This is a genomic window from Yersinia enterocolitica (assembly GCA_002082245.2).
GTDB classification, from domain to species: domain Bacteria; phylum Pseudomonadota; class Gammaproteobacteria; order Enterobacterales; family Enterobacteriaceae; genus Yersinia; species Yersinia enterocolitica_E.
In genome coordinates this window covers 2,988,936-3,013,477 of the sequence record NBTC02000002.1, presented here as the reverse complement: position 1 = coordinate 3,013,477, position 24,542 = coordinate 2,988,936, and the positions used below count along the sequence as shown (strand labels likewise).

Sequence of the window (24,542 nt, the reverse complement as noted above, 5' to 3'; positions counted from 1 at the left end):
GCTTTACCTAGAGGATGGTGTCTTCGATGTCTAATTCGCTTCTCAGTAGCGAAACCAGTGAACTGGATTTACTGGATGAACGTCCGTTCAGTCAGACGGACCATGAAATACTAAAATCATACGAAGCTGTCGTTGATGGCTTAGCTATGCTTATTGGCGGCCACTGTGAAATCGTTCTGCACTCACTGGAAGATCTGAAAAGCTCTGCGGTAAGAATTGCGAATGGAGAACACACTGGAAGGCAAATTGGTTCACCGATAACCGACTTGGCTCTACGGATGTTGCACGATATGGCCGGTGCTGATAGCAGTGTTTCAAGAGCTTATTTCACCCGAGCCAAAAGTGGTGTACTGATGAAATCAGTCACTATCGCTATCCGTAACCGTGACCAGCGTGTTATTGGCTTGCTGTGCATCAACATGAATCTGGATGTGCCTTTCTCACAAATCATCCAAACGTTTATGCCGCCGGAAACGCAGGAAGTTGCTTCCTCGGTCAACTTTGCCTCATCTGTTGATGATTTGGTGGCGCAAACACTTGAATTTACCATCGAAGAAGTCAATGCGGACCGTAATGTTTCTAACAATGCGAAGAACCGCCAAGTGGTACTTAATCTTTATGAAAAGGGTATTTTTGATATCAAAGATGCCATCAATCAGGTTGCAGAACGGCTTAATATCTCTAAACACACCGTCTATCTCTACATTCGCCAATTCAAAAGTGGCGACCTTGTAGGGCACGACCGTTAATGTCTGGCGTGAAAAGATATTGTCTTATGGTCACTGGGCCTGCTTATGGTACGCAGCAGGCCAGTAGTGCTTATCAATTTGCACAAGCGCTGATAAATTCAGGTCACAGTTTGGTGAGTGTTTTCTTCTATCGCGAAGGCGTTTTGAACGCTAACCAATTAACTGCCCCTGCCAGTGATGAATTTGACTTGGTAAGGGCGTGGCAACAATTGGCGGCTGAACATGCTGTTATGTTGCATGTGTGTGTGGCGGCGGCATTACGCCGTGGTGTAACCGACCAACAGGAAGCCGAACAACTCAATCTTGCGGCAGCGAATCTGCAACCGGGTTTTACCTTAACCGGCTTGGGTGCGTTAGCCGAAGCCGCATTGACCTGTGATCGCATGGTGCAATTTTAATGGCAATGAAACGTGTCGCTTTTGTTTTCACCCAAGGTCCGCATGGCAATTCGGCAGGGCGGGAAGGGTTGGATGCCTTACTGGCCACATCGGCATTAAGCGAAGATTTAGGTGTATTCTTTCTGTCAGATGGTGTCTTGCAGCTATTACCTCAGCAACAACCGGAAATAATTCTCGCCAGAAACTATATTGCCACTTTCGGTGTCTTACCCCTGTACGATGTTGAGAATTGTTATATCTGCGAAGCCTCATTAGAGCAACGCGGGTTGAGTGGTGTGACGAACTGGATCCTTGATGTCGAGGTATTATCTCCGGTAAATTTACGTCGCCAATTGGCAACTTATGATGTTGTGCTGACTTTTTAATGGGATTTGGGTCGCTATAATGCTGTATACCGTCAGTCATTCTCCTTATCGTTGCGATTTATCTGCTTTGCTGAGATTAGTCACATCCGAAGATGAGATTCTCTTTCTACAAGATGGCGTTATGACTGTTTTGAAAAACAGTGAAAGTCTTAAGCTATTGTTAAATAACCCAGCTTCTCTATTTGTGTTAGAAGATGACGTTATTGCACGTGGTTTGTCTGGTCAAATTTCAGACAGCGCTACGCTAATCGGCTATACTCACTTCGTGGATTTGACCCTAAAACATCAGCAACAACTGGCATGGTAATGCAGTCAATGCTGTATATTTCTTGACACCTTAGATAGTCAGCCATAAAATTCTGCGTCCTCGTTCTCTGCCAGTCGTGCAAACGAGGGGGATTTATCACGTGTTTACGAAGCAAAAAACCAGGAGCTTTTTTAATAATGGCAACGATTAACCAGCTGGTTCGCAAGCCACGCAGCATGAAGGTTGCTAAAAGCAACGTTCCTGCGCTGGAAGCATGCCCGCAGAAACGTGGTGTATGTACCCGCGTATATACCACCACCCCGAAAAAACCTAACTCCGCACTGCGTAAAGTTTGCCGTGTGCGTTTAACTAACGGTTTTGAAGTCACCTCCTACATTGGCGGTGAAGGTCATAACCTACAGGAACACTCCGTGATCCTGATCCGTGGCGGTCGTGTAAAAGACTTGCCAGGTGTGCGTTACCACACCGTCCGCGGCGCGCTTGACTGCTCAGGTGTTAAAGACCGTAAGCAATCACGTTCTAAGTACGGCGTGAAGAAGCCAAAGGCTTAATGGTTCTCCGTTAAGTAAGGCCAAACATTTTCACATTAATGTCAAAATAAACTCTTAGAGTTTTGGACAACCCTGAATTAACAACGGAGTATTTCCATGCCACGTCGTCGTGTAATTGGTCAGCGTAAAATTTTGCCAGATCCTAAGTTCGGATCTGAATTGCTGGCTAAATTTGTAAATATCCTGATGGTAGATGGTAAAAAATCTACTGCAGAAGCAATCGTCTATACCGCGCTGGAAACCCTGGCTCAGCGTTCTGGTAAAGATTTTCTGGAAGCTTTCGAAGTAGCTCTGGATAACGTGCGCCCGACTGTCGAAGTTAAGTCTCGCCGCGTTGGTGGTTCTACTTATCAGGTACCAGTTGAAGTTCGTCCGGTTCGTCGTAATGCCTTGGCAATGCGTTGGATCGTTGATGCTGCTCGTAAACGCGGTGATAAATCCATGGCTTTGCGCTTGGCGAATGAACTGTCTGACGCAGCAGAGAACAAAGGTTCTGCTGTTAAGAAACGTGAAGACGTTCACCGTATGGCCGAAGCTAACAAGGCGTTCGCGCACTACCGCTGGTAATTACCACGCAGTAGCTATGCTAACCATGCGGGCGCTTTAATAGTTAACCCGCATGGTTAATCGAATGAACGCCTAAGGCAATAGAGGAATCAAATGGCTCGTAAAACACCCATTGAGCGCTATCGTAATATCGGTATCAGCGCTCACATCGACGCCGGTAAGACAACCACTACCGAACGTATCCTGTTTTACACCGGTGTAAACCATAAGATCGGTGAAGTTCATAACGGCGCAGCCACTATGGACTGGATGGAACAAGAGCAGGAACGTGGTATTACCATTACTTCTGCGGCTACTACCTGCTTCTGGTCTGGTATGGCTAAACAGTATGAACCACATCACATCAATATCATTGACACCCCAGGGCACGTTGACTTCACCATTGAAGTTGAACGTTCTATGCGTGTTCTTGACGGTGCGGTAATGGTTTACTGTGCAGTTGGTGGTGTTCAGCCACAGTCTGAGACCGTATGGCGTCAGGCGAACAAATATAAAGTCCCACGCATTGCGTTCGTTAACAAAATGGACCGCATGGGTGCTAACTTCCTGAAAGTTGTTGGCCAGCTTAAAGCTCGTCTGGGCGCGAATCCAGTTCCATTGCAACTGGCAATCGGCGCGGAAGAGAAATTCACTGGTGTTATCGATCTAGTGAAAATGAAAGCGATCAACTGGAATGAAGCCGATCTGGGTGTGACCTTCGAATACGAAGAGATCCCTGCTGATATGGCTGAGCTGGCTGCTGAATGGCACCAGAATCTGGTTGAATCGGCTGCAGAAGCGTCTGAAGAGTTGATGGACAAGTATTTGGGCGGCGAAGAGCTGACCGAAGAAGAAATCAAGAAAGCTCTGCGTCAACGTGTTCTGCGCAACGAAATTATCTTGGTTACCTGTGGTTCTGCGTTTAAAAACAAAGGCGTACAGGCAATGCTGGATGCAGTTATCGATTATCTGCCAGCGCCAACTGACGTTGAAGCAATCAACGGTATTTTGGACGATGGTAAAGATACTCCGGCTGTTCGTCATTCAGACGACAAAGAGCCGTTCTCTGCATTGGCATTCAAAATTGCTACCGACCCGTTTGTGGGTAACCTGACATTCTTCCGTGTGTACTCTGGCATTGTTAACTCCGGTGACACTGTGCTGAACTCAGTACGTTCGCGTGAAGAGCGTTTGGGTCGTATCGTACAGATGCACGCCAACAAACGTGAAGAGATCAAAGAAGTTCGCGCAGGCGACATCGCAGCAGCGATCGGCCTGAAAGACGTGACGACGGGTGACACCTTATGTGATCCAAAGCATGTGATCATTCTGGAACGTATGGAGTTCCCTGAGCCAGTGATCTCTGTTGCCGTTGAACCAAAAACCAAAGCCGACCAGGAAAAAATGGGTATGGCTCTGGGGCGTCTGGCAAAAGAAGATCCATCATTCCGTGTGTGGACTGACGAAGAATCAGGTCAGACTATCATCGCTGGTATGGGTGAGCTGCACTTGGATATCCTGGTTGACCGTATGCGCCGCGAATTTAGCGTGGAAGCAAACATCGGTAAACCTCAGGTTGCTTACCGTGAAACTATCCGCGATACCGTCAAGGACGTGGAAGGTAAGCACGCTAAGCAGTCAGGCGGTCGTGGTCAGTACGGTCATGTTGTTATCGATATGTCTCCGTTACCACCGGGTGGCGCTGGGTATGAATTCGTCAACGAAATCGTTGGTGGTTCTATTCCTAAAGAGTTCATCCCTGCTGTTGATAAAGGTATCCAGGAACAACTGAAGTCCGGTCCTCTGGCTGGTTATCCGGTTGTGGACGTTAAAGTGCGTCTGCACTACGGTTCTTACCATGATGTTGACTCCTCAGAATTGGCGTTTAAATTAGCCGGTTCTATCGCCTTTAAAGAAGGTTTCAAACGAGCTAAACCAGTTCTGCTTGAGCCAATAATGAAGGTTGAAATCGAAACCCCTGAAGATTATGCGGGTGACGTAATGGGTGACCTGAGTCGTCGTCGTGGCATGATCGAAGGTATGGAAGATACGTTAACTGGTAAGACTATTCGTGCCCAGGTTCCGTTGTCTGAAATGTTCGGTTATGCTACTGACCTGCGCTCTCAGACCCAGGGCCGTGCTTCATACTCTATGGAGTTCCTGAAGTATGCTGAAGCGCCGAGTAACGTCGCTCAAGCCGTTATCGAAGCCCGTGGCAAATAAGCTTTCGGGTTTAAAACAATGATCCAGTGCTCTCTCATAAGTGGTAGAGCACCAGAGTAAGGAATATAGTCGTGTCTAAAGAAAAATTTGAACGTAACAAACCCCATGTAAACGTCGGTACTATCGGCCACGTTGACCATGGTAAAACTACCCTGACTGCAGCAATCACTACCGTACTGGCTAAAACCTACGGCGGTAGCGCTCGTGCTTTCGATCAGATCGATAACGCACCAGAAGAAAAAGCTCGTGGTATCACCATCAACACTTCTCACGTTGAATATGACACCCCGACTCGTCACTATGCGCACGTTGACTGCCCAGGACACGCCGACTACGTTAAAAACATGATCACCGGTGCTGCTCAGATGGACGGCGCGATCTTGGTTGTTGCTGCAACTGATGGTCCTATGCCACAGACTCGTGAACACATCCTGTTGGGTCGCCAGGTTGGCGTTCCATACATGATCGTATTCATGAACAAATGTGACATGGTTGACGACGAAGAGCTGCTGGAACTGGTAGAAATGGAAGTTCGTGAACTTCTTTCTGCTTACGATTTCCCAGGCGACGACATTCCAGTAATCAAGGGCTCAGCTCTGAAAGCACTGGAAGGCGTTCCTGAGTGGGAAGCAAAAATTATCGAACTGGCTGAAGCATTGGATACTTATATTCCACTGCCAGAACGTGCTATCGATAAGCCATTCTTGCTGCCAATCGAAGACGTATTCTCTATCTCAGGCCGTGGTACTGTTGTAACTGGTCGTGTAGAGCGCGGTATCGTTAAAGTTGGTGAAGAAGTAGAGATCGTTGGTATCAAAGATACTGTTAAATCTACTTGTACTGGCGTTGAAATGTTCCGCAAACTGCTGGACGAAGGCCGTGCTGGTGAGAACGTTGGTGTTCTTCTGCGTGGTATCAAACGTGAAGATATCGAACGTGGTCAGGTTCTGGCTAAACCAGGTTCTATCAAACCACACACTACCTTTGATTCAGAAGTTTATATTCTGAGCAAAGACGAAGGCGGCCGTCATACTCCGTTCTTCAAAGGCTACCGTCCTCAGTTCTACTTCCGTACAACTGACGTAACCGGTACCATCGAACTGCCAGAAGGCGTTGAAATGGTAATGCCTGGTGATAACGTGAACATGGTTGTTACCTTGATTCACCCAATCGCAATGGACGACGGTCTGCGTTTCGCAATCCGTGAAGGTGGCCGCACTGTAGGCGCTGGTGTTGTTGCTAAAGTTATCGCTTAATTGCTTACTGATTAATTATTTTATTGATCAAGTAACCAAGGGTGCTTCGGCACCCTTTTTTATTGATAAAGTGAATAATCTTAATTGAAATAACACGCATTCTTATTTACACTTGAGAGATTGGTTAAGAAGTGAGTCTCTCTATGTATGTTTGTCTGTGTAATGCGGTATCTGACAAAGTTATCCGTAAAGCTGTACGTCAGCACCATCCACATACCATTAAACAACTGCGTCAATTGGTACCCATTGGTACAGACTGCGGTAAGTGCATCCGACAGGCCAGAGAGATACTGATCGAGGAACGCGCGAACATTCCAGAAATGAATGATGTTGCCTAATAGTTAGCAGGGAGAAGTATTCCCCACACTTTGCCATCTGGTACTACACTTTGTGTACTGGAAGCGGAGGGTATAGTTATGAAAGGCGATAAAAAGATAATTGCACATCTCAATACACTACTCGGCAACGAGCTAGTTGCCATCAATCAATATTTTCTCCATGCCCGAATGTTTAAAAACTGGGGGCTGATGCGCCTTAATGATAAGGAGTATCACGAATCTATAGACGAAATGAAGCATGCCGATAAATACATCGAACGTATTTTATTCCTCGAAGGTATTCCTAACTTACAGGACTTGGGTAAGCTGAATATTGGCGAGGATGTTGAGGAAATACTGAAATCAGATTTAGCTCTCGAGCTCGCCGGGGCGAAGGATCTGCGTGAAGGTATTGCTTATGCTGATTCTATCCATGATTATGTTAGTCGCGATTTATTGAAAGAAATTCTTGCTGATGAAGAGGGCCATATTGACTGGCTCGAAACAGAACTGAGTCTGATTGAGCGTTTAGGTATACAAAACTACTCTCAGGCACAGTTGGCGAAAGACTAAACACTTGCAAGATAGCTTGTTTATTAACCATAAGATTACGCAGTCAAAAAGAGTGAGAATCCTTCTTGGACTCACTCTTTTTTTCATTCCTACCGCACAAATTAACCTTATATCCCCTTAATTAAATTATCTGGCAAGTTTTTGCATAGATTCCCAACACTGACTTGCTTCCTGCTGGTATTTACGTATAATGCGCGGGCCTACCTAATCTTGGTTGGCCAGATTGAAACTAATCTGTCAGTCATAGCCTAGTGCTGTTACTGAACAATACTCCCGATATGGGGGTTATATGTTGAACGATTACACTCCCCCATCAATCGAAATGGGTGCGAGGAGTAATCATTTACGTTTATAAATAATTGGAGCTCTGGTCTCATGCAGAACCAAAGAATCCGTATCCGCCTGAAAGCGTTTGATCATCGTTTGATCGATCAATCAACTGCGGAAATCGTCGAGACTGCCAAGCGCACTGGTGCGCAGGTTCGCGGTCCGATCCCGCTGCCAACTCGCAAAGAGCGCTTTACCGTTCTGATCTCTCCGCACGTCAATAAAGATGCGCGCGATCAGTACGAGATTCGCACTCACAAGCGTCTGGTTGACATCGTTGAGCCAACCGAGAAAACCGTTGATGCTCTGATGCGTCTGGATCTGGCTGCTGGTGTAGACGTGCAGATCAGCCTGGGTTAATCAGGTCATTGAGCGATTGAGAGGTTGAAACAATGATTGGTTTAGTCGGTAAGAAAGTGGGTATGACGCGTATCTTCACTGAAGATGGCGTTTCAATCCCAGTAACTGTTATCGAAATTGAAGCGAACCGCGTAACTCAGGTCAAAAGCCTGGAGAACGACGGATACCGTGCTGTGCAAGTAACTACCGGTGCTAAAAAAGCTAACCGCGTTACTAAACCAGAAGCGGGTCATTTCGCTAAAGCTGGCGTAGAAGCTGGCCGTGGTCTGTGGGAATTCCGCCTTCCAGAAGGTCAAGAATTCACTGCTGGCCAAGAAATTAGCGTCGAAATCTTTGCAGACGTTAAGAAAGTCGACGTTACAGGTACGTCTAAAGGTAAAGGTTTTGCCGGTACTGTTAAGCGCTGGAACTTCCGTACCCAAGATGCTACCCATGGTAACTCCTTGTCTCACCGCGTTCCGGGTTCTATCGGTCAGAACCAGACTCCGGGCAAAGTGTTTAAAGGCAAGAAAATGGCAGGCCATATGGGTGATGAACGTGTAACTGTTCAAAGCCTGGATGTAGTACGTGTTGACGCTGAGCGCAACCTACTGCTGGTCAAGGGCGCTGTACCGGGAGCAACCGGTGGCAACCTGATCGTAAAACCGGCTGTCAAGGCGTAACGTCGAGGAGATAGGAATGGAATTGGTAATGAAAGACGCGCAAGGCGCGCTGACTGTTTCCGAAACTACCTTCGGGCGTGATTTCAATGAAGCGCTTGTACATCAGGTTGTTGTTGCTTACGCAGCAGGTGCCCGTCAAGGTACTCGTGCTCAGAAGACCCGTGCTGAAGTAACAGGTTCCGGTAAGAAACCGTGGCGCCAGAAAGGCACCGGCCGTGCGCGTGCAGGTTCTGTAAAGAGCCCAATCTGGCGTTCAGGTGGTGTGACCTTTGCTGCGAAGCCTCAGGATCACAGTCAGAAAGTAAATAAAAAGATGTACCGCGGCGCGCTGAAAAGCATTCTGTCCGAATTGGTACGTCAAGATCGTCTGATCATTGTCGAAAAGTTCTCTGTTGAAGCACCTAAAACTAAGTTGCTGGCGCAGAAACTGAAAGATATGGCTCTGGAAGATGTGCTGATCGTAACGGGTGAACTGGACGAGAACTTGTTCTTGGCAGCTCGCAACCTGTACAAGGTTGACGTTCGCGATGTAGCCGGTATCGACCCAGTTAGCCTGATCGCCTTCGATAAAGTGGTTATGACTGCTGATGCTGTGAAGCAAGTTGAGGAGATGCTGGCATGATTCGTGAAGAACGTCTGCTGAAAGTACTGCGCGCGCCGCATGTATCTGAAAAAGCGTCCGCTGCGATGGAAAAGAATAACACCATCGTTCTCAAAGTTGCCAAAGACGCGACCAAAGCAGAAATTAAAGCTGCAGTGCAGAAACTGTTTGAAGTCGAAGTCGAAGACGTTAACACCTTGCTGGTTAAAGGCAAGAGTAAGCGTCACGGTCAGCGTGTTGGTCGTCGTAGCGACTGGAAAAAAGCTTACGTCACCCTGAAAGAAGGCCAGAATCTGGACTTCATCGGCGGCGCAGAGTAAGTCGGAGGAGTAAAACAATGGCAATTGTTAAATGTAAACCTACATCTCCGGGTCGTCGCCACGTTGTTAAGGTGGTTAACCAGGAGTTGCATAAGGGTAAGCCTTATGCCCCGTTGCTTGAGAAATTAAGCAAAAGCGGTGGCCGTAACAACAATGGCCGTATCACTACCCGTCATATCGGTGGTGGCCACAAGCAACATTATCGTCTGGTTGACTTCAAACGCAACAAAGATGGTATCCCTGCAGTGGTTGAGCGTCTGGAGTACGATCCGAACCGTTCCGCGAATATCGCGCTGGTTCTGTACAAAGACGGCGAACGCCGTTATATCCTGGCGCCAAAAGGCCTGAAAGCTGGTGACCAGATTCAATCTGGCGTTGATGCGGCAATTAAAGCAGGTAACACCCTGCCTATGCGTAACATCCCAGTTGGTTCAACGGTTCATAACGTAGAAATGAAACCAGGTAAAGGCGGCCAATTGGCTCGTTCTGCTGGTGCATACGTTCAGATCGTTGCTCGTGACGGTTCCTACGTTACTCTGCGTCTGCGCTCCGGCGAAATGCGCAAGGTTCAAGCTGATTGCCGCGCCACCTTAGGTGAAGTCGGTAACGCTGAACACATGCTGCGTGTGCTGGGTAAAGCAGGTGCTAGTCGTTGGCGTGGTATTCGTCCTACCGTTCGCGGTACGGCGATGAACCCGGTAGATCACCCACACGGTGGTGGTGAAGGTCGTAACTTTGGTAAGCACCCGGTAACTCCGTGGGGCGTTCAAACCAAAGGTAAGAAGACCCGTAGCAACAAGCGTACTGATAAGTTCATCGTACGTCGCCGTAGTAAAAAATAATTAGAGGATAAGCCATGCCACGTTCTCTCAAGAAAGGTCCCTTCATTGACCTGCACTTGCTGAAGAAGGTAGAGAAAGCGGTGGAAAGCGGAGACAAGAAGCCAATTCGGACTTGGTCCCGTCGTTCAACGGTCTTTCCAAATATGATCGGTTTGACCATCGCTGTCCATAATGGTCGTCAGCACGTTCCCGTTTTTGTAGCCGATGAAATGGTCGGTCACAAACTGGGTGAATTCGCGCCGACCCGTACTTATCGCGGCCATGCGGCCGATAAAAAGGCTAAAAAGCGCTAAGGTAGGAGGAAGAGATGGAAACTATCGCTAAACATCGCCACGCTCGTTCTTCTGCTCAGAAGGTTCGCTTGGTAGCGGACCTGATTCGCGGTAAGAAAGTGTCGCAAGCTCTGGAAACTCTGGCCTATACCAACAAGAAAGCTGCTGGTTTGGTTAAGAAGGTACTAGAGTCTGCCATTGCTAACGCAGAACACAACGATGGCGCTGACATCGATGATCTGAAAGTCACGAAGATCTTCGTAGACGAAGGCCCTAGCATGAAGCGCATTATGCCGCGTGCAAAAGGTCGTGCAGATCGCATCCTGAAGCGCACCAGCCACATTACTGTGGTTGTGTCCGATCGCTGAGACTCTGGAGACTAGCAATGGGTCAGAAAGTACATCCTAATGGTATTCGACTAGGTATTGTCAAAGCTTGGAACTCTACCTGGTACGCAAATACCAAAGAATTCGCTGACAACCTGGACGGCGACTTTAAAGTTCGCCAATTCCTGACTAAGGAATTAGCGAAAGCTTCCGTTTCTCGCATCGTTATCGAGCGTCCAGCGAAGAGCATCCGTGTGACTATTCACACCGCTCGTCCTGGCATCGTTATCGGCAAGAAAGGTGAAGATGTCGAAAAACTGCGTAAGGTCGTAGCGGATATCGCTGGCGTTCCTGCACAGATTAACATCGCCGAAGTCCGTAAACCGGAACTGGACGCAAAATTGGTTGCTGACAGCATCACTTCACAGCTGGAACGTCGTGTTATGTTCCGTCGTGCTATGAAGCGTGCTGTACAGAACGCAATGCGTCTTGGCGCTAAAGGTATCAAAGTTGAAGTAAGCGGCCGCCTTGGCGGTGCTGAAATCGCGCGTACCGAATGGTACCGTGAAGGTCGTGTTCCGTTGCATACACTGCGTGCGGATATCGATTACAACACATCTGAAGCGCACACCACTTATGGTGTAATCGGCGTTAAGGTATGGATCTTCAAAGGTGAGATCTTGGGTGGTATGGCTGCTGTTGAACAACCGGAACCGGCTGCTCAACCTAAAAAGCAGCAGCGTAAAGGCCGCAAGTAAGGAGAATCGCTGATGTTACAACCAAAGCGTACAAAATTCCGTAAGATGCACAAAGGCCGTAACCGTGGCCTTGCGCAAGGTACGGATGTTAGCTTCGGTGAGTTCGGCCTGAAAGCTTGTGGCCGTTGCCGCCTGACGGCTCGTCAAATCGAAGCAGCCCGTCGTGCGATGACACGTGCAATTAAGCGTCAAGGTAAGGTCTGGATCCGTGTATTCCCGGACAAGCCGATCACCGAGAAGCCGCTCGAAGTGCGTATGGGTAAAGGTAAGGGTAACGTAGAGTATTGGGTTGCCCTGATCCAGCCAGGAAAAATGTTGTTTGAAATGGCTGGTGTACCTGAAGAAACTGCTCGCGAAGCATTTAAGCTCGCAGCAGCGAAACTGCCTGTAGGAACCACCTTTGTAACTAAGACGGTGATGTGATGAAAGCACAAGAGCTGCGTGAAAAAAGCGTTGAAGAGCTGAACACTGAGCTGCTCAACCTGCTGCGTGAGCAATTCAATTTGCGCATGCAGGCGGCTAGTGGCCAGCTGCAACAAACTCACCTGTCGAAACAAGTGCGCCGTAATATCGCACGTGTTAAGACTTTACTGACTGAGAAGGCGGGTGCGTAATGACTGAGCAAATCCGTACTCTGCAAGGTCGCGTAGTTAGTGACAAAATGGAGAAATCCATGGTTGTTGCTATCGAACGTGTGGTGAAACACCCTATTTACGGGAAATTCATCCGTCGTACGACGAAATTGCATGTACATGACGAGAACAATGAATGTGGAATCGGTGACGTGGTAGAAATCCGCGAATGCCGTCCACTGTCAAAGACTAAGTCTTGGACGCTTGTTCGCGTTGTAGAGAAAGCGATTCTGTAATAGAGTAGCCAACTCGAACATAATAAACGGCTCAGAAAGTGGGCCGTTTATTTTTTCTACCCATAATTTGGAAGCGGTGTTATAATGCTGCGCCCTCATTAATGGGGCTTTTAAACGACCTATTCTGGGTCCTAAAGTAGTAGTTGACATTAGCGGAGCACTAACATGATCCAAGAACAGACTATGCTGAACGTGGCCGACAACTCCGGTGCACGTCGCGTAATGTGTATCAAGGTTCTAGGTGGCTCGCACCGTCGCTACGCAGGCATCGGCGACATCATCAAGATCACCATCAAGGAAGCAATTCCTCGTGGCAAGGTGAAGAAAGGCGATGTTCTGAAGGCGGTAGTGGTGCGCACCAAGAAGGGTGTACGTCGCCCGGACGGTTCTGTCATTCGCTTCGATGGTAACGCTTGTGTTATTTTAAATAATAACAGCGAGCAGCCAATCGGCACGCGTATTTTTGGGCCGGTAACTCGTGAACTGCGTAATGAGAAGTTCATGAAAATTATCTCTCTGGCACCAGAAGTACTCTAAGGAGCGAACCATGGCAGCGAAAATCCGTCGTGATGACGAAGTTATCGTGCTAACCGGGAAAGACAAAGGTAAGCGCGGTAAAGTAAAGAATGTCCTGTCTGCTGGTAAGGTCATTGTTGAAGGTATCAACCTGGTTAAAAAACATCAGAAGCCGGTTCCGGCCCTGAACCAACCAGGTGGCATTGTTGAAAAAGAAGCTGCAATTCAAGTTTCCAACCTTGCGCTGTTCAACACGACAACCGGTAAGGCTGACCGTGTAGGCTTTAGATTCGAAGACGGCAAAAAAGTCCGTTTCTTTAAATCTAATAGCGAAACTATCAAGTAATTTGGAGTAATACGATGGCGAAACTGCATGATTACTACAAAGACGAGGTGGTCAAACAACTGATGTCTCAGTTTGGCTACAACTCTGTCATGCAAGTCCCTCGGGTCGAGAAGATCACCCTGAACATGGGTGTTGGTGAAGCGATCGCTGACAAGAAACTGCTGGACAATGCAGCAGCTGACTTGGCAGCAATCTCCGGTCAAAAACCGTTTATCACCAAAGCACGCAAATCTGTTGCAGGCTTCAAAATCCGTCAGGGCTATCCGATCGGCTGTAAAGTAACCCTGCGTGGCGAACGCATGTGGGAATTCTTTGAGCGTCTGATTACCATTGCTGTACCTCGTATCCGTGACTTCCGTGGCTTGTCCGCTAAGTCATTCGATGGTCGTGGTAACTACAGCATGGGTGTGCGCGAGCAGATCATCTTCCCGGAAATCGACTACGATAAAGTCGATCGTGTACGTGGTTTGGATATTACCATTACCACTACTGCGAAATCCGATGATGAAGGCCGTGCATTGTTGGCTGCTTTTAAATTCCCATTCCGCAAGTAAGGTAGGGTTACTGATGGCTAAGCAATCAATGAAAGCACGCGAAGTTGTTCGCGTGAAACTAGCTAACAAATACCGCGCTCAACGCGAGGAATTAAAAGCTATTATCTCTGGTGTGAACTCATCCGACGAAGACCGTTGGAATGCTGTTCTGAAGCTGCAGTCTCTGCCGCGTGATTCCAGCCCGTCCCGTCAGCGTAACCGCTGCAACCAAACTGGTCGTCCGCATGGTTTCCTGCGGAAGTTCGGGTTGAGCCGTATTAAAGTCCGTGAAACCGCAATGCGCGGTGAAATCCCGGGCCTTAAGAAGGCTAGCTGGTAATTGTCACCAATTGAATCACGGGAGTAAAGACAGATGAGCATGCAAGATCCGATCGCGGATATGCTGACCCGTATCCGTAACGGTCAATCCGCAAACAAAGTCGCGGTCACCATGCCTTCCTCCAAGCTGAAAGTGGCAATTGCCAACGTTCTGAAGGAAGAAGGTTTTATTGAAGATTTTAAAATCGAAGGCGACACCAAGCCTGTTCTGGAATTAGCTCTTAAGTACTTCCAGGGTAAGGCAGTGGTAGAAAGCATTCAACGTATCAGCCGTCCAGGTCTGCGCATCTATAAGAAAAAAGATGAGCTGCCAAAAGTTATGGCCGGTTTGGGTATCGCTGTTATTTCTACCTCTAAAGGTGTTATGACCGATCGTGCAGCTCGCCAAGCTGGTCTTGGTGGCGAGATTATCTGCTACGTAGCTTAATTCGGGAGGAAAGAATGTCTCGTGTTGCAAAAGCACCCGTCGTCATTCCTGCCGGCGTAGAGGTAAAACTCAACGGTCAGGTTATTTCGATAAAGGGTAAGAACGGCGAGCTGACTCGTACCGTCCATAGCGCTGTTGAAGTTAAGCAAGAAGAAAATACACTGACTTTCGCTCCACGCGAAGGCGCTGTAGACGGTTGGGCCCAAGCGGGTACCACTCGTGCACTGCTTAACGCAATGGTCGTTGGTGTTACCGAAGGCTTCACTAAGAAGCTTCAATTGGTAGGTGTAGGTTACCGTGCCGCAGTTAAAGGCAACGTGGTGAATTTAGCTTTAGGCTTCTCTCATCCAGTTGACCATGAATTGCCGGCTGGCATCACTGCAGAATGCCCGACCCAAACTGAAATCGTGCTGAAAGGCGCTGATAAGCAGGTGATTGGTCAGGTTGCAGCAGATTTACGTGCCTACCGTCGTCCTGAGCCTTATAAAGGCAAGGGTGTCCGTTACGCCGACGAAGTCGTGCGTACCAAAGAGGCTAAGAAGAAGTAAGGTAACACTATGGATAAGAAAGCAGCTCGTATCCGTCGTGCGACCCGCGCACGCCGCAAGCTCAAAGAACTGGGTGCGACTCGCCTGGTGGTACATCGTACCCCACGCCATATTTACGCGCAGGTTATTGCACCAAACGGTTCAGAAATTTTGGTAGCAGCTTCTACTGTAGAAAAAGCTATCAATGAGCAATTGAAGTACGCCGGCAACAAAGATGCCGCCGCAGCTGTAGGTAAAGCTGTTGCAGAGCGCGCATTGGAAAAAGGGATCACGAAAGTATCCTTTGACCGTTCCGGTTTCCAATATCATGGTCGAGTCCAGGCACTGGCAGATGCTGCCCGTGAAGCTGGCCTTCAGTTCTAAGGTAGAGGTGTAAGATGTCACACATCGAAAAACAAGCTGGCGAACTGCAGGAAAAGCTGATCGCGGTAAACCGCGTATCTAAAACCGTAAAAGGTGGCCGTATTTTCAGCTTTACCGCACTGACAGTAGTTGGTGATGGTAACGGTCGCGTTGGTTTTGGCTACGGCAAAGCACGCGAAGTTCCGGCAGCGATCCAGAAAGCGATGGAAAAAGCCCGTCGCGCTATGATTAATGTTGCTTTGGATAACGGTACTCTGCAGCACCCAGTTAAAGGTGCTCACACAGGTTCTCGTGTATTCATGCAACCAGCTTCTGAAGGTACCGGTATCATCGCCGGTGGTGCAATGCGCGCCGTCTTGGAAGTTGCAGGGGTTCATAACGTATTGGCCAAGGCCTATGGTTCTACTAACCCGATCAACGTGGTTCGTGCAACTATTGCAGCTCTGGAAGATATGAAATCCCCAGAAATGGTCGCTGCCAAGCGTGGTAAGTCCGTCGAAGAAATTCTAGGGAAATAACCATGGCAAAGACTATTAAAGTAACTCAAACAAAAAGCAGTATCGGTCGTTTGCCGAAACATAAGGCAACTCTGATCGGTTTAGGTCTGCGTCGTATTGGTCATACTGTAGAGCGTGAGGATACTCCTGCTGTGCGTGGTATGGTCAACTTGGTTTCCTACATGGTTAAAGTTGAGGAGTAACAGATGCGTTTAAATACTCTGTCTCCGGCTGAAGGTGCCAAGCATGCGCCGAAGCGTGTAGGTCGTGGTATCGGTTCTGGCCTGGGTAAAACTGCTGGTCGTGGTCACAAAGGTCAGAACTCACGTTCTGGTGGTGGCGTACGTCGTGGTTTTGAAGGTGGTCAGATGCCTTTATATCGTCGTTTGCCGAAATTCGGCTTCACCTCTCGCAAAGCTATGATCACGGCAGAAGTTCGTCTGTCTGAACTGGCTTTAGTGGAAGGCGACGTAATCGACCTGAACACGTTGAAAGCCGCTAACGTTGTTGGTACCCAGATTGAGTTCGCGAAAGTTATGCTTTCAGGCGAAATCACTCGTGCGGTAACTCTTCGTGGTCTGCGTGTCACCAAAGGCGCTCGTGCTGCTATCGAAGCTGCTGGCGGTAAAATTGAGGAATAAGTAGCAGATGGCTAAGCAACCAGGATTAGATTTTCAAAGTGCTAAAGGCGGATTAGGCGAACTGAAGCGCAGACTTTTGTTTGTTATCGGTGCGCTTATTGTTTTCCGTATCGGCTCTTTTATTCCGATTCCTGGTATCGATGCCACTGTGCTTGCTAAATTGCTCGAGCAGCAGAGAGGGACCATCATTGAAATGTTTAACATGTTCTCTGGTGGTGCTCTCAGTCGTGCTTCTATCTTTGCCTTGGGTATCATGCCGTATATTTCGGCATCGATTATTATCCAACTGTTAACGGTGGTTCATCCAGCGTTAGCAGAGATAAAGAAAGAAGGGGAGGCTGGCCGTCGTAAGATTAGCCAGTACACCCGTTATGGCACGTTGGTATTGGCTATATTCCAATCGATCGGTATTGCTACCGGTCTGCCGAATATGCCTGGGATGCAAGGTCTGGTAATCAATCCAGGCTTTGCTTTCTACTTTACCGCTGTTGTTAGCTTGGTCACCGGGACTATGTTCCTGATGTGGCTGGGCGAACAGATTACTGAGCGTGGTATCGGTAACGGTATTTCAATCATAATCTTTGCTGGTATTGTTGCTGGTCTTCCACCTGCAATAGCCCATACCATCGAGCAAGCTCGGCAAGGCGACCTGCACTTCCTCCTGTTGCTGTTGGTTGCAGTATTAGTGTTTGCAGTAACCTTCTTCGTTGTTTTCATTGAACGTGGTCAGCGTCGTATCGTCGTTAACTATGCTAAACGTCAACAAGGTCGTCGTGTTTATGCAGCACAGAGCACACACTTACCGTTGAAAGTGAATATGGCTGGGGTTATTCCAGCAATCTTCGCTTCCAGCATAATTCTGTTCCCTGCCACGATTGCATCATGGTTTGGGGGCGGGACAGGTTGGAACTGGCTGACGACTATTTCGATGTATTTGCAGCCGGGACAGCCGCTTTATGTGTTACTCTATGCGTCTGCAATCATCTTCTTCTGTTTCTTCTACACGGCGTTAGTGTTTAACCCGCGTGAAACAGCAGATAACCTGAAGAAGTCCGGTGCATTCGTGCCAGGAATTCGTCCGGGAGAGCAAACGGCGAAGTACATCGATAAAGTAATGACGCGTCTAACCTTAATTGGTGCGATGTATATTACTTTCATCTGCCTGATCCCGGAGTTCATGCGTGACGCGATGAAAGTACCATTTTACTTTGGTGGTACCTCCCTACTTATCGTAGTGGTGGTCATCATGGACTTTATGGCTCAAGTGCAAACTCTGATGATGTCTAGTCAATACGAGTCTGCATTGAAGAAAGCAAACCTGAAAGGCTATAACCGCTAATTCAGGGATGTTTGAGAAGTTACGGAGAGTAAAAATGAAAGTTCGTGCTTCCGTCAAGAAATTATGTCGTAACTGCAAAATTGTTAAGCGTAACGGTGTCGTTCGCGTAATCTGCAGTGCCGAACCAAAGCATAAACAGCGTCAAGGCTGATTTATCTTGCATATTTTTCTTGCAAAGTTGGGTTGAGCTGGCTAGATTAGCCAGCCAATCTTTTGTATGTGACTGCAATACTATTTGAGTATCCTGAAAACGGGCTTTTCAGAATGGTATTGCTGTATAAAATAGTAGGAGTGCATAGTGGCCCGTATAGCAGGCATTAACATTCCTGATCAGAAACATACCGTAATCGCGTTAACTGCGATCTACGGCATCGGTAAAACCCGTTCACAGGCTATCTGTGTTGCTGCGGGTATTGCTGAAAATGTTAAGATCAGTGAGCTGTCTGAAGAGCAAATCGAGAAGCTGCGTGACGAAGTTGCCAAGTACGTTGTAGAAGGTGATCTGCGTCGTGAGGTGACCCTGAGCATCAAGCGTCTGATGGACCTTGGGACTTATCGTGGTTTGCGTCATCGTCGTGGTCTACCAGTTCGCGGTCAGCGTACTAAGACCAACGCACGTACCCGTAAGGGTCCGCGTAAACCGATCAAGAAATAATCGGGGTGATTGAATAATGGCAAAGGCACCTATTCGTGCACGCAAGCGTGTAAGAAAGACAGTCTCTGACGGTGTGGCTCATATCCATGCTTCTTTCAACAACACCATCGTTACTATTACAGATCGTCAAGGTAACGCATTGGGTTGGGCAACAGCAGGTGGTTCCGGTTTCCGTGGATCTCGTAAGTCTACTCCGTTTGCAGCGCAAGTTGCAGCAGAGCGCTGCGCTGACGCAGTGAAAGAATACGGTATCAAGAATCTGGAAGTTATGGTTAAAGGACCTGGTCCGGGCCGTGAGTCTACTATCCGTGCGTTAAACGCGGCTGGTTTCCGCATCACTAATATTACTGATGTGACTCCGATCCCTCATAACGGTTGTCGTCCGCCGAAAAAGCGCCGCGTATAACGCTGCTTTTAGGTTTGTTGGAGAGAGAAAATGGCAAGATATTTGGGTCCTAAGCTCAAGCTGAGCCGTCGTGAGGGCACAGACCTGTTCCTTAAGTCTGGCGTTCGCGCGATTGACACCAAGTGTAAGATTGAACAACCACCTGGCCAGCACGGTGCGCGTAAACCGCGTCTGTCTGACTACGGTGTGCAGTTACGTGAGAAACAAAAAGTTCGCCGTATCTATGGTGTTCTAGAACGTCAATTCCGTAACTACTATAAAGAAGCAGCACGTCTGAAAGGCAACACAGGTGCAAACCTGTTGCAACTGCTGGAAGGTCGTCTGGATAACGTAGTTTACCGTATGGGCTTTGGCGCAACTCGTGCTGAATCACGTCAGCTGGTTAGTCATAAAGCTATCATGGTAAATGGTCGCGTTGTTAACATCGCTTCTTATCAGGTATCTCCGAATGACGTAGTCAGCATCCGTGAGAAAGCTAAAAAGCAGTCTCGTGTTAAGGCAGCTTTGGAGCTGGCTGAGCAGCGTGAAAAGCCGACTTGGCTGGAAGTTGATGCTGTCAAGATGGAAGGTGTGTTCAAACGTATTCCTGAACGTACTGATCTGTCTGCGGACATTAACGAACACCTGATCGTCGAGCTTTACTCCAAGTAAAGCTTAGTACCAAAGAGAGGACACAATGCAGGGTTCTGTGACAGAGTTTCTAAAACCGCGCCTGGTAGATATCGAGCAAGTCAGTTCGACGCACGCCAAGGTGACCCTTGAGCCGTTAGAGCGTGGCTTTGGCCATACTCTCGGCAACGCACTGCGCCGTATTCTGCTTTCATCTATGCCGGGTTGCGCGGTGACCGAGGTTGAGATTGATGGTGTACTGCATGAGTACAGCACCAAAGAAGGCGTACAGGAAGATATCCTGGAGATCCTGCTCAACCTGAAAGGGCTGGCGGTGAGAGTTCAGGGTAAAGATGAAGTTATTCTTACCCTGAATAAGTCTGGCATTGGCCCTGTGACTGCAGCCGATATCACCCATGACGGGGATGTCGAAATCGTCAAGCCGCAGCACGTTATCTGCCACCTGACCGATGAGAACGCATCTATTAGTATGCGTATCAAAGTTCAACGTGGTCGTGGTTATGTGCCGGCTTCTGCCCGAATTCATTCGGAAGAAGATGAGCGCCCGATTGGTCGTCTGTTAGTAGACGCATGCTATAGCCCTGTAGAGCGTATTGCCTACAATGTTGAAGCAGCGCGTGTAGAACAGCGTACCGACCTGGACAAGTTGGTTATCGAGATGGAAACCAATGGTACGATCGATCCTGAAGAGGCGATCCGCCGTGCGGCAACTATCTTGGCTGAACAGCTTGAAGCTTTCGTTGATTTACGAGATGTACGTCAGCCGGAAGTTAAAGAAGAGAAGCCAGAGTTCGATCCGATCCTGCTGCGCCCTGTTGACGATCTGGAATTGACTGTCCGCTCTGCTAACTGCCTCAAGGCAGAAGCTATCCACTACATCGGTGATCTGGTACAGCGTACCGAGGTTGAGTTGCTGAAAACGCCGAACCTGGGTAAAAAATCTCTTACTGAGATTAAAGACGTGCTTGCTTCACGTGGTCTTTCTTTAGGCATGCGCCTAGAAAATTGGCCACCAGCTAGCATTGCTGACGAGTAACCGGATCACAGGTTAAGGTTTTACTGAGAAGGATAAGGTCATGCGCCATCGTAAGAGTGGTCGTCAACTGAACCGTAACAGCAGCCATCGCCAGGCTATGTTCCGTAACATGGCCGGCTCTTTGGTTCGTCATGAGATAATCAAGACGACCCTGCCGAAAGCGAAAGAGCTGCGTCGCGTTGTTGAGCCGCTGATTACTCTTGCCAAGACCGACAGCGTAGCTAATCGTCGTCTGGCATTCGCCCGTACTCGTGATAACGAGATCGTGGCAAAACTGTTTAACGAGCTAGGCCCGCGTTTCGCGAGCCGCGCCGGTGGTTACACTCGCATTCTGAAGTGTGGCTTCCGTGCAGGCGACAACGCACCGATGGCTTACATCGAGTTAGTTGATCGTGCTGCATCGCAAGCAGAAGTAGTTGCTGCAGAGTAATCTGTAAACGCGTAAAAAAACCGGGCTTGCCCGGTTTTTTTACGTCTACAATTCAGTGATATGCGTTTATCCTTCCCATATATTGCCAATCCTCTCTTATTATTTTGCTACCGATCCTTTAACCTTAACTATTCTTCGATTTTATAAAGTCTGATCTCTTGGTCGTGATATGGAATTAATTGATGAATGGGCGGAACGACGCATTATTGATGCTCAGCAAAAGGGCGAACTCGATAATCTGTCAGGCAGCGGTAAACCACTACAGCTAGATGATGACTCCCTAGTTCCTCTTGATTTGAGAGCAGGTTACAGATTACTGAGAAATGCAGGGTACCTCCCCGTTGAATTGCAGGATCGTCAAGAAGCGCTTACTGTCGCCGAATTGTTGTCACAGATAGATAAGCAGCACGATAACTACCAGAATTTACATAAGCGCTTGGCATTATTGGAACTGAGATTGAGACAAGCAGGGTTTAGCACTGACTTTCTCCATCAGGAGTACCAACATAAAATGGTCGATAAACTGTCAAAAGAGGAGTAACTAAATGTTAAAAATTGGGCAACTCGCTAAACTGGCTGATGTTACACCAGATACTATTCGCTACTATGAGAAACAAGGAATGATGGATCATGGCAAACGGACAGAAGGTGGTTACCGACTGTATAGTGAACAAGATTTACAGCGTTTACGTTTTATCCGCTATGCGAAGCAGCTCGGGTTTACATTAGAAACTATCGCCGAATTACTGTCGATTCGTGTCGATCCTGAACATCATACCTGTCAGGAATCAAAAGCAATTGTGGATTCTCGATTACATGATGTGGAAAGTAAGATAACTGAGTTTAAAAGAATGCGTGAATCACTAAAACGCCTTAGTAATGCCTGCTGCGGAAGTACTCATGCAACGACTTATTGTTCTATTCTGGAAGCACTGGAACAAGGGGCGACTGAAGAACTCGCTAAAGACTAAATTTTAGGTGGGTAGTTTAAATCAGCTTACATTAGCAGTATTATGCGTAGGATTTTTAATCAATAAATTTATCAGTGAGGTTTTATTATGGCGGTATATCGACATACCAAGGGGAAAATTAAAGATAATGCGCTAGAAGCATTACTCCATGACCCACTTTTCAGGCAACGTATCGAGCAGAACAGTAAAGGAAAAGGAAGTTATCGGCGTAAAGAAAAATACGCAAAAGGTGGTAACTGGGAGGCCAGTGGTAAGCAATCAATAGATTCATTACCACTGGTCTTCTGATTTGAAAGCAGTAAAAAGCCATCGTATGATGGCTTTTACGTTTATCAAAACTGAACTTACTTTGATTGCTGCGCTTTCAGTAAATCACGAATCTCGGCTAACAGCTTTTCTTCTGTTGTTGGTGCTGGCGGTGCTGCAGGCTCTTCCGCTTTTTCACGGCGCATTTTATTCATTAGTTTCACTGCAGAAAATATAGCGAGTGCCACAATAACAAAATCGAAAATGCTCTGAATGAATGTACCGTAGTTCATTACTACAGCAGGTATAGTCCCTTCAGCAGCACGTAATATGAAATGGAATTGCTTGAAGTCGACCCCCCCAAGCAATAAGCCAAGTGGCGGCATGATGATGTCGGCAACAAGTGAAGAAACAATTCTGCCAAATGCGGCACCAATAATTACCCCGACTGCCAAATCGACCACATTGCCACGCATGGCAAATTCACGAAATTCCTTCATAAAACTCATAAATGACACCCCCTTTAAAAATGAATGACTTAATCTTAGCTAAATAAAACTCGGTAGAACCATAATTATAGAAAATTTTCCCACTATCTACGGAAATAGTTTTAATTTATAAATGGGTTCGAACTAGTTAATTATTAATAATTACAGGAAGAATGGGCTTGGTTGGAACAAACGCTCCACATCGGGCACGAATTTCTTGTGAGTAATAAACATCACTACGTGGTCACCCTGTTTAATTATGGAGTTGCTGTTGGCAATGATAACCTCATCCCCACGTACAATTGCCCCAATGGTAGTACCTGGTGGTAACTTTATATCCTCAACCATTCGGCCAACAACTTTTGATGTGGTTTCATCACCGTGGGCAATTGCTTCGATTGCCTCAGCAACACCTCGCCTTAATGAAGAAACACTGACAATATCCGCTTTACGGACATGACCTAAAAGGGCTGAAATAGTGGCCTGCTGCGGTGAGATGACAATATCAATAACGCTTCCTTGAACCAGATCGACATAGGCGCTACGTTGGATTAATACCATTGCCTTTTTTGCGCCCATCCGTTTTGCCAGCATCGCGGACATAATATTGGCTTCATCGTCATTGGTAATGGCAATAAAGACATCGACCTGTTCAATATGCTCTTCTGCCAGCAGTTCCTGGTCTGACGCATCGCCATAAAATACGATAGTATCGTGTAACATCTCGGCTAATTCGGCGGCTCGCTGCGGGTTACGCTCAATTAATTTTACACTGTAATCTTTTTCTAATCGTAGGGCTAAACCGGCTCCGACATTACCACCGCCAACAATCATAATGCGCTTATAGGGTTTTTCAAGACGTTGTAACTCACTCATTACAGCGCGGATATGCTGTGAGGCAGCAACAAAGAAGACTTCATCACCTGCTTCAATGATAGTTGAGCCCTGTGGACGAATTGGTCGGTCTTGACGAAAGATTGCTGCCACTCTGGTATCAATATGAGGCATATGTTCACGCAGAGAGGATAATGCATTCCCCACCAATGGGCCGCCATAATAGGCTTTTACCGCCGCAATACTGACCTTACCTTCAGCAAAATTAACTACCTGTAATGCACCAGGATATTCGATTAGTTTATAGATATTATCGATAACTAGCTGTTCCGGTGATATCAAATGGTCAATGGGTACCGCTTCTGGTAGAAAAAGCTTATCAGCTTCACGAATATATTCAGCCGAACGGATACGTGCGATGCGATTTGGTGTATTAAATAGTGAATACGCAATTTGGCAGGCAACCATATTGGTTTCATCAGAATTGGTCACTGCAACCAACATATCGGCATCTTCAGCCCCCGCTTCCCGCAAGACTCTCGGATGCGATCCATGCCCTTGTACTACACGCAGATCAAATTTATCTTGCAACTGGCGTAGGCGGCCAGAGTCAACATCCACAACGGTGATATCGTTGTTCTCGCCTACCAGATTTTCTGCCAGGGTTCCGCCAACTTGCCCCGCCCCAAGAATAATTATTTTCATAGCGTTCTCT

At 47.5% G+C, this 24,542-nt stretch carries 43 protein-coding genes; 41 read left to right on the top strand and 2 right to left on the bottom strand.

Annotated elements, in window-relative coordinates:
- The first annotated feature begins 14 nt into the window (after nt 1-14).
- From A6J66_015375 to A6J66_015175, 41 genes are all read left to right on the top strand, one after another.
- Nucleotides 15-749 (top strand): hypothetical protein, encoded by a 735-nt coding sequence (locus A6J66_015375; protein PNM25439.1) that lies wholly within the window; start codon nt 15-17, stop codon nt 747-749.
- The gene (locus A6J66_015370; GenBank protein PNM25438.1) at nt 749-1,147 is read left to right on the top strand and encodes a sulfurtransferase complex subunit TusD; all 399 of its coding nucleotides are present in this window, start codon (nt 749-751) and stop codon (nt 1,145-1,147) included. Before A6J66_015375 ends, A6J66_015370 begins: the two co-directional genes overlap by 1 nt.
- A complete protein-coding gene (locus A6J66_015365) occupies nt 1,147-1,512 on the top strand; it encodes a sulfurtransferase complex subunit TusC (protein ID PNM25437.1) in 366 nt (121 codons plus the stop codon). Before A6J66_015370 ends, A6J66_015365 begins: the two co-directional genes overlap by 1 nt.
- Nucleotides 1,513-1,531: 19 nt before the next feature.
- Nucleotides 1,532-1,819, top strand: coding sequence for a sulfurtransferase complex subunit TusB (locus A6J66_015360; protein PNM25436.1), 288 nt, complete (start codon nt 1,532-1,534; stop codon nt 1,817-1,819).
- A gap of 137 nt (nt 1,820-1,956) precedes the next feature.
- A complete protein-coding gene (locus A6J66_015355) occupies nt 1,957-2,331 on the top strand; it encodes a 30S ribosomal protein S12 (protein PNM25435.1) in 375 nt (124 codons plus the stop codon).
- Between the two features lie 96 nt (nt 2,332-2,427).
- Nucleotides 2,428-2,898 (top strand): 30S ribosomal protein S7, encoded by a 471-nt coding sequence (locus A6J66_015350; GenBank protein ID PNM25434.1) that lies wholly within the window; start codon nt 2,428-2,430, stop codon nt 2,896-2,898.
- Between the two features lie 93 nt (nt 2,899-2,991).
- Entirely contained in the window at nt 2,992-5,100 is a 2,109-nt protein-coding gene (gene fusA, locus A6J66_015345) for an elongation factor G (protein ID PNM25433.1), read from the top strand.
- A gap of 71 nt (nt 5,101-5,171) precedes the next feature.
- Complete coding sequence (gene tuf, locus A6J66_015340) at nt 5,172-6,356, top strand: elongation factor Tu (GenBank protein PNM25432.1); 1,185 nt, start codon at nt 5,172-5,174, stop codon at nt 6,354-6,356.
- A 143-nt stretch (nt 6,357-6,499) separates the two neighbouring features.
- Nucleotides 6,500-6,694, top strand: coding sequence for a bacterioferritin-associated ferredoxin (locus A6J66_015335; GenBank protein PNM25431.1), 195 nt, complete (start codon nt 6,500-6,502; stop codon nt 6,692-6,694).
- Nucleotides 6,695-6,772: 78 nt separating this feature from the next.
- Entirely contained in the window at nt 6,773-7,246 is a 474-nt protein-coding gene (locus A6J66_015330; protein PNM25430.1) for a bacterioferritin, read from the top strand.
- Between the two features lie 375 nt (nt 7,247-7,621).
- Nucleotides 7,622-7,933 (top strand): 30S ribosomal protein S10, encoded by a 312-nt coding sequence (locus A6J66_015325; protein PNM25429.1) that lies wholly within the window; start codon nt 7,622-7,624, stop codon nt 7,931-7,933.
- Between the two features lie 32 nt (nt 7,934-7,965).
- The gene (locus A6J66_015320) at nt 7,966-8,595 is read left to right on the top strand and encodes a 50S ribosomal protein L3 (GenBank protein ID PNM25428.1); all 630 of its coding nucleotides are present in this window, start codon (nt 7,966-7,968) and stop codon (nt 8,593-8,595) included.
- Between the two features lie 16 nt (nt 8,596-8,611).
- Complete coding sequence (locus A6J66_015315; GenBank protein PNM25427.1) at nt 8,612-9,217, top strand: 50S ribosomal protein L4; 606 nt, start codon at nt 8,612-8,614, stop codon at nt 9,215-9,217.
- Nucleotides 9,214-9,516: a 50S ribosomal protein L23 gene (locus A6J66_015310; GenBank protein ID PNM25426.1), complete on the top strand. Its 303-nt coding sequence runs from the start codon at nt 9,214-9,216 to the stop codon at nt 9,514-9,516. The genes A6J66_015315 and A6J66_015310 overlap by 4 nt, the downstream gene beginning before the upstream one ends.
- Before the next feature lie 17 nt (nt 9,517-9,533).
- Entirely contained in the window at nt 9,534-10,358 is an 825-nt protein-coding gene (locus A6J66_015305; GenBank protein PNM25425.1) for a 50S ribosomal protein L2, read from the top strand.
- A 14-nt stretch (nt 10,359-10,372) separates the two neighbouring features.
- Nucleotides 10,373-10,651: a 30S ribosomal protein S19 gene (locus tag A6J66_015300; GenBank protein ID PNM25424.1), complete on the top strand. Its 279-nt coding sequence runs from the start codon at nt 10,373-10,375 to the stop codon at nt 10,649-10,651.
- Nucleotides 10,652-10,665: 14 nt separating this feature from the next.
- Nucleotides 10,666-10,998, top strand: a complete 333-nt coding sequence (gene rplV, locus A6J66_015295; protein PNM25423.1) for a 50S ribosomal protein L22 — start codon at nt 10,666-10,668, stop codon at nt 10,996-10,998.
- A gap of 17 nt (nt 10,999-11,015) precedes the next feature.
- On the top strand, nt 11,016-11,714 hold the full coding sequence (locus A6J66_015290) for a 30S ribosomal protein S3 (GenBank protein ID PNM25422.1): 699 nt from the start codon (nt 11,016-11,018) through the stop codon (nt 11,712-11,714).
- Nucleotides 11,715-11,726: 12 nt separating this feature from the next.
- Complete coding sequence (locus A6J66_015285) at nt 11,727-12,137, top strand: 50S ribosomal protein L16 (GenBank protein ID PNM25421.1); 411 nt, start codon at nt 11,727-11,729, stop codon at nt 12,135-12,137.
- Nucleotides 12,137-12,328, top strand: a complete 192-nt coding sequence (locus A6J66_015280; GenBank protein ID PNM25420.1) for a 50S ribosomal protein L29 — start codon at nt 12,137-12,139, stop codon at nt 12,326-12,328. The genes A6J66_015285 and A6J66_015280 overlap by 1 nt, the downstream gene beginning before the upstream one ends.
- Complete coding sequence (locus tag A6J66_015275) at nt 12,328-12,582, top strand: 30S ribosomal protein S17 (GenBank protein PNM25419.1); 255 nt, start codon at nt 12,328-12,330, stop codon at nt 12,580-12,582. The genes A6J66_015280 and A6J66_015275 overlap by 1 nt, the downstream gene beginning before the upstream one ends.
- A gap of 165 nt (nt 12,583-12,747) precedes the next feature.
- A complete protein-coding gene (locus A6J66_015270) occupies nt 12,748-13,119 on the top strand; it encodes a 50S ribosomal protein L14 (protein PNM25418.1) in 372 nt (123 codons plus the stop codon).
- 10 nt (nt 13,120-13,129) lie between these two features.
- Nucleotides 13,130-13,444 carry a 50S ribosomal protein L24 gene (locus tag A6J66_015265; GenBank protein ID PNM25417.1) on the top strand — a complete coding sequence of 105 codons (315 nt, stop codon included), beginning with the start codon at nt 13,130-13,132 and terminating at the stop codon, nt 13,442-13,444.
- A gap of 14 nt (nt 13,445-13,458) precedes the next feature.
- A complete protein-coding gene (locus tag A6J66_015260; GenBank protein ID PNM25416.1) occupies nt 13,459-13,998 on the top strand; it encodes a 50S ribosomal protein L5 in 540 nt (179 codons plus the stop codon).
- 13 nt (nt 13,999-14,011) lie between these two features.
- On the top strand, nt 14,012-14,317 hold the full coding sequence (locus tag A6J66_015255; protein PNM25415.1) for a 30S ribosomal protein S14: 306 nt from the start codon (nt 14,012-14,014) through the stop codon (nt 14,315-14,317).
- Nucleotides 14,318-14,350: 33 nt separating this feature from the next.
- Nucleotides 14,351-14,743, top strand: a complete 393-nt coding sequence (locus A6J66_015250; GenBank protein ID PNM25414.1) for a 30S ribosomal protein S8 — start codon at nt 14,351-14,353, stop codon at nt 14,741-14,743.
- 14 nt (nt 14,744-14,757) lie between these two features.
- Nucleotides 14,758-15,291: a 50S ribosomal protein L6 gene (locus A6J66_015245; protein PNM25413.1), complete on the top strand. Its 534-nt coding sequence runs from the start codon at nt 14,758-14,760 to the stop codon at nt 15,289-15,291.
- 9 nt (nt 15,292-15,300) lie between these two features.
- The gene (locus A6J66_015240; GenBank protein ID PNM25412.1) at nt 15,301-15,654 is read left to right on the top strand and encodes a 50S ribosomal protein L18; all 354 of its coding nucleotides are present in this window, start codon (nt 15,301-15,303) and stop codon (nt 15,652-15,654) included.
- Nucleotides 15,655-15,668: 14 nt separating this feature from the next.
- Nucleotides 15,669-16,172 (top strand): 30S ribosomal protein S5, encoded by a 504-nt coding sequence (gene rpsE, locus A6J66_015235; GenBank protein ID PNM25411.1) that lies wholly within the window; start codon nt 15,669-15,671, stop codon nt 16,170-16,172.
- Nucleotides 16,173-16,174: 2 nt separating this feature from the next.
- Nucleotides 16,175-16,354 carry a 50S ribosomal protein L30 gene (locus tag A6J66_015230; GenBank protein ID PNM25410.1) on the top strand — a complete coding sequence of 60 codons (180 nt, stop codon included), beginning with the start codon at nt 16,175-16,177 and terminating at the stop codon, nt 16,352-16,354.
- Nucleotides 16,355-16,357: 3 nt separating this feature from the next.
- Nucleotides 16,358-16,792 (top strand): 50S ribosomal protein L15, encoded by a 435-nt coding sequence (locus A6J66_015225; protein ID PNM25409.1) that lies wholly within the window; start codon nt 16,358-16,360, stop codon nt 16,790-16,792.
- A gap of 7 nt (nt 16,793-16,799) precedes the next feature.
- Complete coding sequence (locus tag A6J66_015220) at nt 16,800-18,131, top strand: preprotein translocase subunit SecY (protein PNM25408.1); 1,332 nt, start codon at nt 16,800-16,802, stop codon at nt 18,129-18,131.
- A gap of 34 nt (nt 18,132-18,165) precedes the next feature.
- The gene (locus tag A6J66_015215) at nt 18,166-18,282 is read left to right on the top strand and encodes a 50S ribosomal protein L36 (protein ID PNM25407.1); all 117 of its coding nucleotides are present in this window, start codon (nt 18,166-18,168) and stop codon (nt 18,280-18,282) included.
- A 147-nt stretch (nt 18,283-18,429) separates the two neighbouring features.
- Nucleotides 18,430-18,786 carry a 30S ribosomal protein S13 gene (locus A6J66_015210; GenBank protein PNM25406.1) on the top strand — a complete coding sequence of 119 codons (357 nt, stop codon included), beginning with the start codon at nt 18,430-18,432 and terminating at the stop codon, nt 18,784-18,786.
- Between the two features lie 16 nt (nt 18,787-18,802).
- Nucleotides 18,803-19,192 (top strand): 30S ribosomal protein S11, encoded by a 390-nt coding sequence (locus tag A6J66_015205; GenBank protein PNM25405.1) that lies wholly within the window; start codon nt 18,803-18,805, stop codon nt 19,190-19,192.
- A 30-nt stretch (nt 19,193-19,222) separates the two neighbouring features.
- Nucleotides 19,223-19,843 (top strand): 30S ribosomal protein S4, encoded by a 621-nt coding sequence (locus A6J66_015200; protein PNM25404.1) that lies wholly within the window; start codon nt 19,223-19,225, stop codon nt 19,841-19,843.
- A 25-nt stretch (nt 19,844-19,868) separates the two neighbouring features.
- Nucleotides 19,869-20,858, top strand: a complete 990-nt coding sequence (locus A6J66_015195) for a DNA-directed RNA polymerase subunit alpha (protein ID PNM25403.1) — start codon at nt 19,869-19,871, stop codon at nt 20,856-20,858.
- A 40-nt stretch (nt 20,859-20,898) separates the two neighbouring features.
- The gene (gene rplQ, locus A6J66_015190) at nt 20,899-21,288 is read left to right on the top strand and encodes a 50S ribosomal protein L17 (protein ID PNM25402.1); all 390 of its coding nucleotides are present in this window, start codon (nt 20,899-20,901) and stop codon (nt 21,286-21,288) included.
- Nucleotides 21,289-21,457: 169 nt separating this feature from the next.
- Nucleotides 21,458-21,829: a hypothetical protein gene (locus tag A6J66_015185; GenBank protein PNM25401.1), complete on the top strand. Its 372-nt coding sequence runs from the start codon at nt 21,458-21,460 to the stop codon at nt 21,827-21,829.
- A 4-nt stretch (nt 21,830-21,833) separates the two neighbouring features.
- Nucleotides 21,834-22,259 carry a Zn(2+)-responsive transcriptional regulator gene (locus A6J66_015180; GenBank protein ID PNM25400.1) on the top strand — a complete coding sequence of 142 codons (426 nt, stop codon included), beginning with the start codon at nt 21,834-21,836 and terminating at the stop codon, nt 22,257-22,259.
- An 87-nt stretch (nt 22,260-22,346) separates the two neighbouring features.
- Nucleotides 22,347-22,547 carry a ribosome alternative rescue factor ArfA gene (locus tag A6J66_015175; protein ID PNM25399.1) on the top strand — a complete coding sequence of 67 codons (201 nt, stop codon included), beginning with the start codon at nt 22,347-22,349 and terminating at the stop codon, nt 22,545-22,547.
- 56 nt (nt 22,548-22,603) lie between these two features.
- Here A6J66_015175 and mscL read toward each other — a convergent pair whose 3' ends face one another.
- Together mscL and A6J66_015165 are read right to left on the bottom strand one after the other, a co-directional pair.
- Entirely contained in the window at nt 22,604-23,014 is a 411-nt protein-coding gene (gene mscL / locus A6J66_015170) for a large-conductance mechanosensitive channel protein MscL (GenBank protein ID PNM25398.1), read from the bottom strand.
- A 141-nt stretch (nt 23,015-23,155) separates the two neighbouring features.
- A complete protein-coding gene (locus A6J66_015165) occupies nt 23,156-24,532 on the bottom strand; it encodes a Trk system potassium transporter TrkA (protein ID PNM25397.1) in 1,377 nt (458 codons plus the stop codon).
- Nucleotides 24,533-24,542 lie beyond the last annotated feature (10 nt).

What these genes read in the sequence shown, in the direction of transcription:
- A6J66_015265 (PNM25417.1), top strand. Translation starts at nt 13,130, where the DNA reads ATGGCAGCGAAAATCCGTCGTGATGACGAAGTTATCGTGCTAACCGGG.
- A6J66_015310 (PNM25426.1), top strand. Translation starts at nt 9,214, where the DNA reads ATGATTCGTGAAGAACGTCTGCTGAAAGTACTGCGCGCGCCGCATGTA.
- A6J66_015200 (PNM25404.1), top strand. Translation starts at nt 19,223, where the DNA reads ATGGCAAGATATTTGGGTCCTAAGCTCAAGCTGAGCCGTCGTGAGGGC.
- A6J66_015180 (PNM25400.1), top strand. Translation starts at nt 21,834, where the DNA reads ATGTTAAAAATTGGGCAACTCGCTAAACTGGCTGATGTTACACCAGAT.
- A6J66_015350 (PNM25434.1), top strand. Translation starts at nt 2,428, where the DNA reads ATGCCACGTCGTCGTGTAATTGGTCAGCGTAAAATTTTGCCAGATCCT.
- A6J66_015275 (PNM25419.1), top strand. Translation starts at nt 12,328, where the DNA reads ATGACTGAGCAAATCCGTACTCTGCAAGGTCGCGTAGTTAGTGACAAA.
- A6J66_015270 (PNM25418.1), top strand. Translation starts at nt 12,748, where the DNA reads ATGATCCAAGAACAGACTATGCTGAACGTGGCCGACAACTCCGGTGCA.
- A6J66_015245 (PNM25413.1), top strand. Translation starts at nt 14,758, where the DNA reads ATGTCTCGTGTTGCAAAAGCACCCGTCGTCATTCCTGCCGGCGTAGAG.
- A6J66_015255 (PNM25415.1), top strand. Translation starts at nt 14,012, where the DNA reads ATGGCTAAGCAATCAATGAAAGCACGCGAAGTTGTTCGCGTGAAACTA.
- A6J66_015355 (PNM25435.1), top strand. Translation starts at nt 1,957, where the DNA reads ATGGCAACGATTAACCAGCTGGTTCGCAAGCCACGCAGCATGAAGGTT.
- A6J66_015225 (PNM25409.1), top strand. Translation starts at nt 16,358, where the DNA reads ATGCGTTTAAATACTCTGTCTCCGGCTGAAGGTGCCAAGCATGCGCCG.
- A6J66_015325 (PNM25429.1), top strand. Translation starts at nt 7,622, where the DNA reads ATGCAGAACCAAAGAATCCGTATCCGCCTGAAAGCGTTTGATCATCGT.
- fusA (PNM25433.1), top strand. Translation starts at nt 2,992, where the DNA reads ATGGCTCGTAAAACACCCATTGAGCGCTATCGTAATATCGGTATCAGC.
- A6J66_015280 (PNM25420.1), top strand. Translation starts at nt 12,137, where the DNA reads ATGAAAGCACAAGAGCTGCGTGAAAAAAGCGTTGAAGAGCTGAACACT.
- mscL (PNM25398.1), bottom strand. Translation starts at nt 23,014, where the DNA reads ATGAGTTTTATGAAGGAATTTCGTGAATTTGCCATGCGTGGCAATGTG.
- A6J66_015175 (PNM25399.1), top strand. Translation starts at nt 22,347, where the DNA reads ATGGCGGTATATCGACATACCAAGGGGAAAATTAAAGATAATGCGCTA.
- A6J66_015240 (PNM25412.1), top strand. Translation starts at nt 15,301, where the DNA reads ATGGATAAGAAAGCAGCTCGTATCCGTCGTGCGACCCGCGCACGCCGC.
- A6J66_015285 (PNM25421.1), top strand. Translation starts at nt 11,727, where the DNA reads ATGTTACAACCAAAGCGTACAAAATTCCGTAAGATGCACAAAGGCCGT.
- A6J66_015230 (PNM25410.1), top strand. Translation starts at nt 16,175, where the DNA reads ATGGCAAAGACTATTAAAGTAACTCAAACAAAAAGCAGTATCGGTCGT.
- A6J66_015360 (PNM25436.1), top strand. Translation starts at nt 1,532, where the DNA reads ATGCTGTATACCGTCAGTCATTCTCCTTATCGTTGCGATTTATCTGCT.
- A6J66_015165 (PNM25397.1), bottom strand. Translation starts at nt 24,532, where the DNA reads ATGAAAATAATTATTCTTGGGGCGGGGCAAGTTGGCGGAACCCTGGCA.
- A6J66_015305 (PNM25425.1), top strand. Translation starts at nt 9,534, where the DNA reads ATGGCAATTGTTAAATGTAAACCTACATCTCCGGGTCGTCGCCACGTT.
- A6J66_015315 (PNM25427.1), top strand. Translation starts at nt 8,612, where the DNA reads ATGGAATTGGTAATGAAAGACGCGCAAGGCGCGCTGACTGTTTCCGAA.
- A6J66_015290 (PNM25422.1), top strand. Translation starts at nt 11,016, where the DNA reads ATGGGTCAGAAAGTACATCCTAATGGTATTCGACTAGGTATTGTCAAA.
- rpsE (PNM25411.1), top strand. Translation starts at nt 15,669, where the DNA reads ATGTCACACATCGAAAAACAAGCTGGCGAACTGCAGGAAAAGCTGATC.
- A6J66_015205 (PNM25405.1), top strand. Translation starts at nt 18,803, where the DNA reads ATGGCAAAGGCACCTATTCGTGCACGCAAGCGTGTAAGAAAGACAGTC.
- A6J66_015365 (PNM25437.1), top strand. Translation starts at nt 1,147, where the DNA reads ATGGCAATGAAACGTGTCGCTTTTGTTTTCACCCAAGGTCCGCATGGC.
- A6J66_015195 (PNM25403.1), top strand. Translation starts at nt 19,869, where the DNA reads ATGCAGGGTTCTGTGACAGAGTTTCTAAAACCGCGCCTGGTAGATATC.
- A6J66_015185 (PNM25401.1), top strand. Translation starts at nt 21,458, where the DNA reads ATGGAATTAATTGATGAATGGGCGGAACGACGCATTATTGATGCTCAG.
- rplV (PNM25423.1), top strand. Translation starts at nt 10,666, where the DNA reads ATGGAAACTATCGCTAAACATCGCCACGCTCGTTCTTCTGCTCAGAAG.
- A6J66_015220 (PNM25408.1), top strand. Translation starts at nt 16,800, where the DNA reads ATGGCTAAGCAACCAGGATTAGATTTTCAAAGTGCTAAAGGCGGATTA.
- A6J66_015250 (PNM25414.1), top strand. Translation starts at nt 14,351, where the DNA reads ATGAGCATGCAAGATCCGATCGCGGATATGCTGACCCGTATCCGTAAC.
- A6J66_015215 (PNM25407.1), top strand. Translation starts at nt 18,166, where the DNA reads ATGAAAGTTCGTGCTTCCGTCAAGAAATTATGTCGTAACTGCAAAATT.
- A6J66_015330 (PNM25430.1), top strand. Translation starts at nt 6,773, where the DNA reads ATGAAAGGCGATAAAAAGATAATTGCACATCTCAATACACTACTCGGC.
- A6J66_015260 (PNM25416.1), top strand. Translation starts at nt 13,459, where the DNA reads ATGGCGAAACTGCATGATTACTACAAAGACGAGGTGGTCAAACAACTG.
- A6J66_015370 (PNM25438.1), top strand. Translation starts at nt 749, where the DNA reads ATGTCTGGCGTGAAAAGATATTGTCTTATGGTCACTGGGCCTGCTTAT.
- A6J66_015300 (PNM25424.1), top strand. Translation starts at nt 10,373, where the DNA reads ATGCCACGTTCTCTCAAGAAAGGTCCCTTCATTGACCTGCACTTGCTG.
- A6J66_015320 (PNM25428.1), top strand. Translation starts at nt 7,966, where the DNA reads ATGATTGGTTTAGTCGGTAAGAAAGTGGGTATGACGCGTATCTTCACT.
- rplQ (PNM25402.1), top strand. Translation starts at nt 20,899, where the DNA reads ATGCGCCATCGTAAGAGTGGTCGTCAACTGAACCGTAACAGCAGCCAT.
- A6J66_015335 (PNM25431.1), top strand. Translation starts at nt 6,500, where the DNA reads ATGTATGTTTGTCTGTGTAATGCGGTATCTGACAAAGTTATCCGTAAA.
- A6J66_015375 (PNM25439.1), top strand. Translation starts at nt 15, where the DNA reads ATGGTGTCTTCGATGTCTAATTCGCTTCTCAGTAGCGAAACCAGTGAA.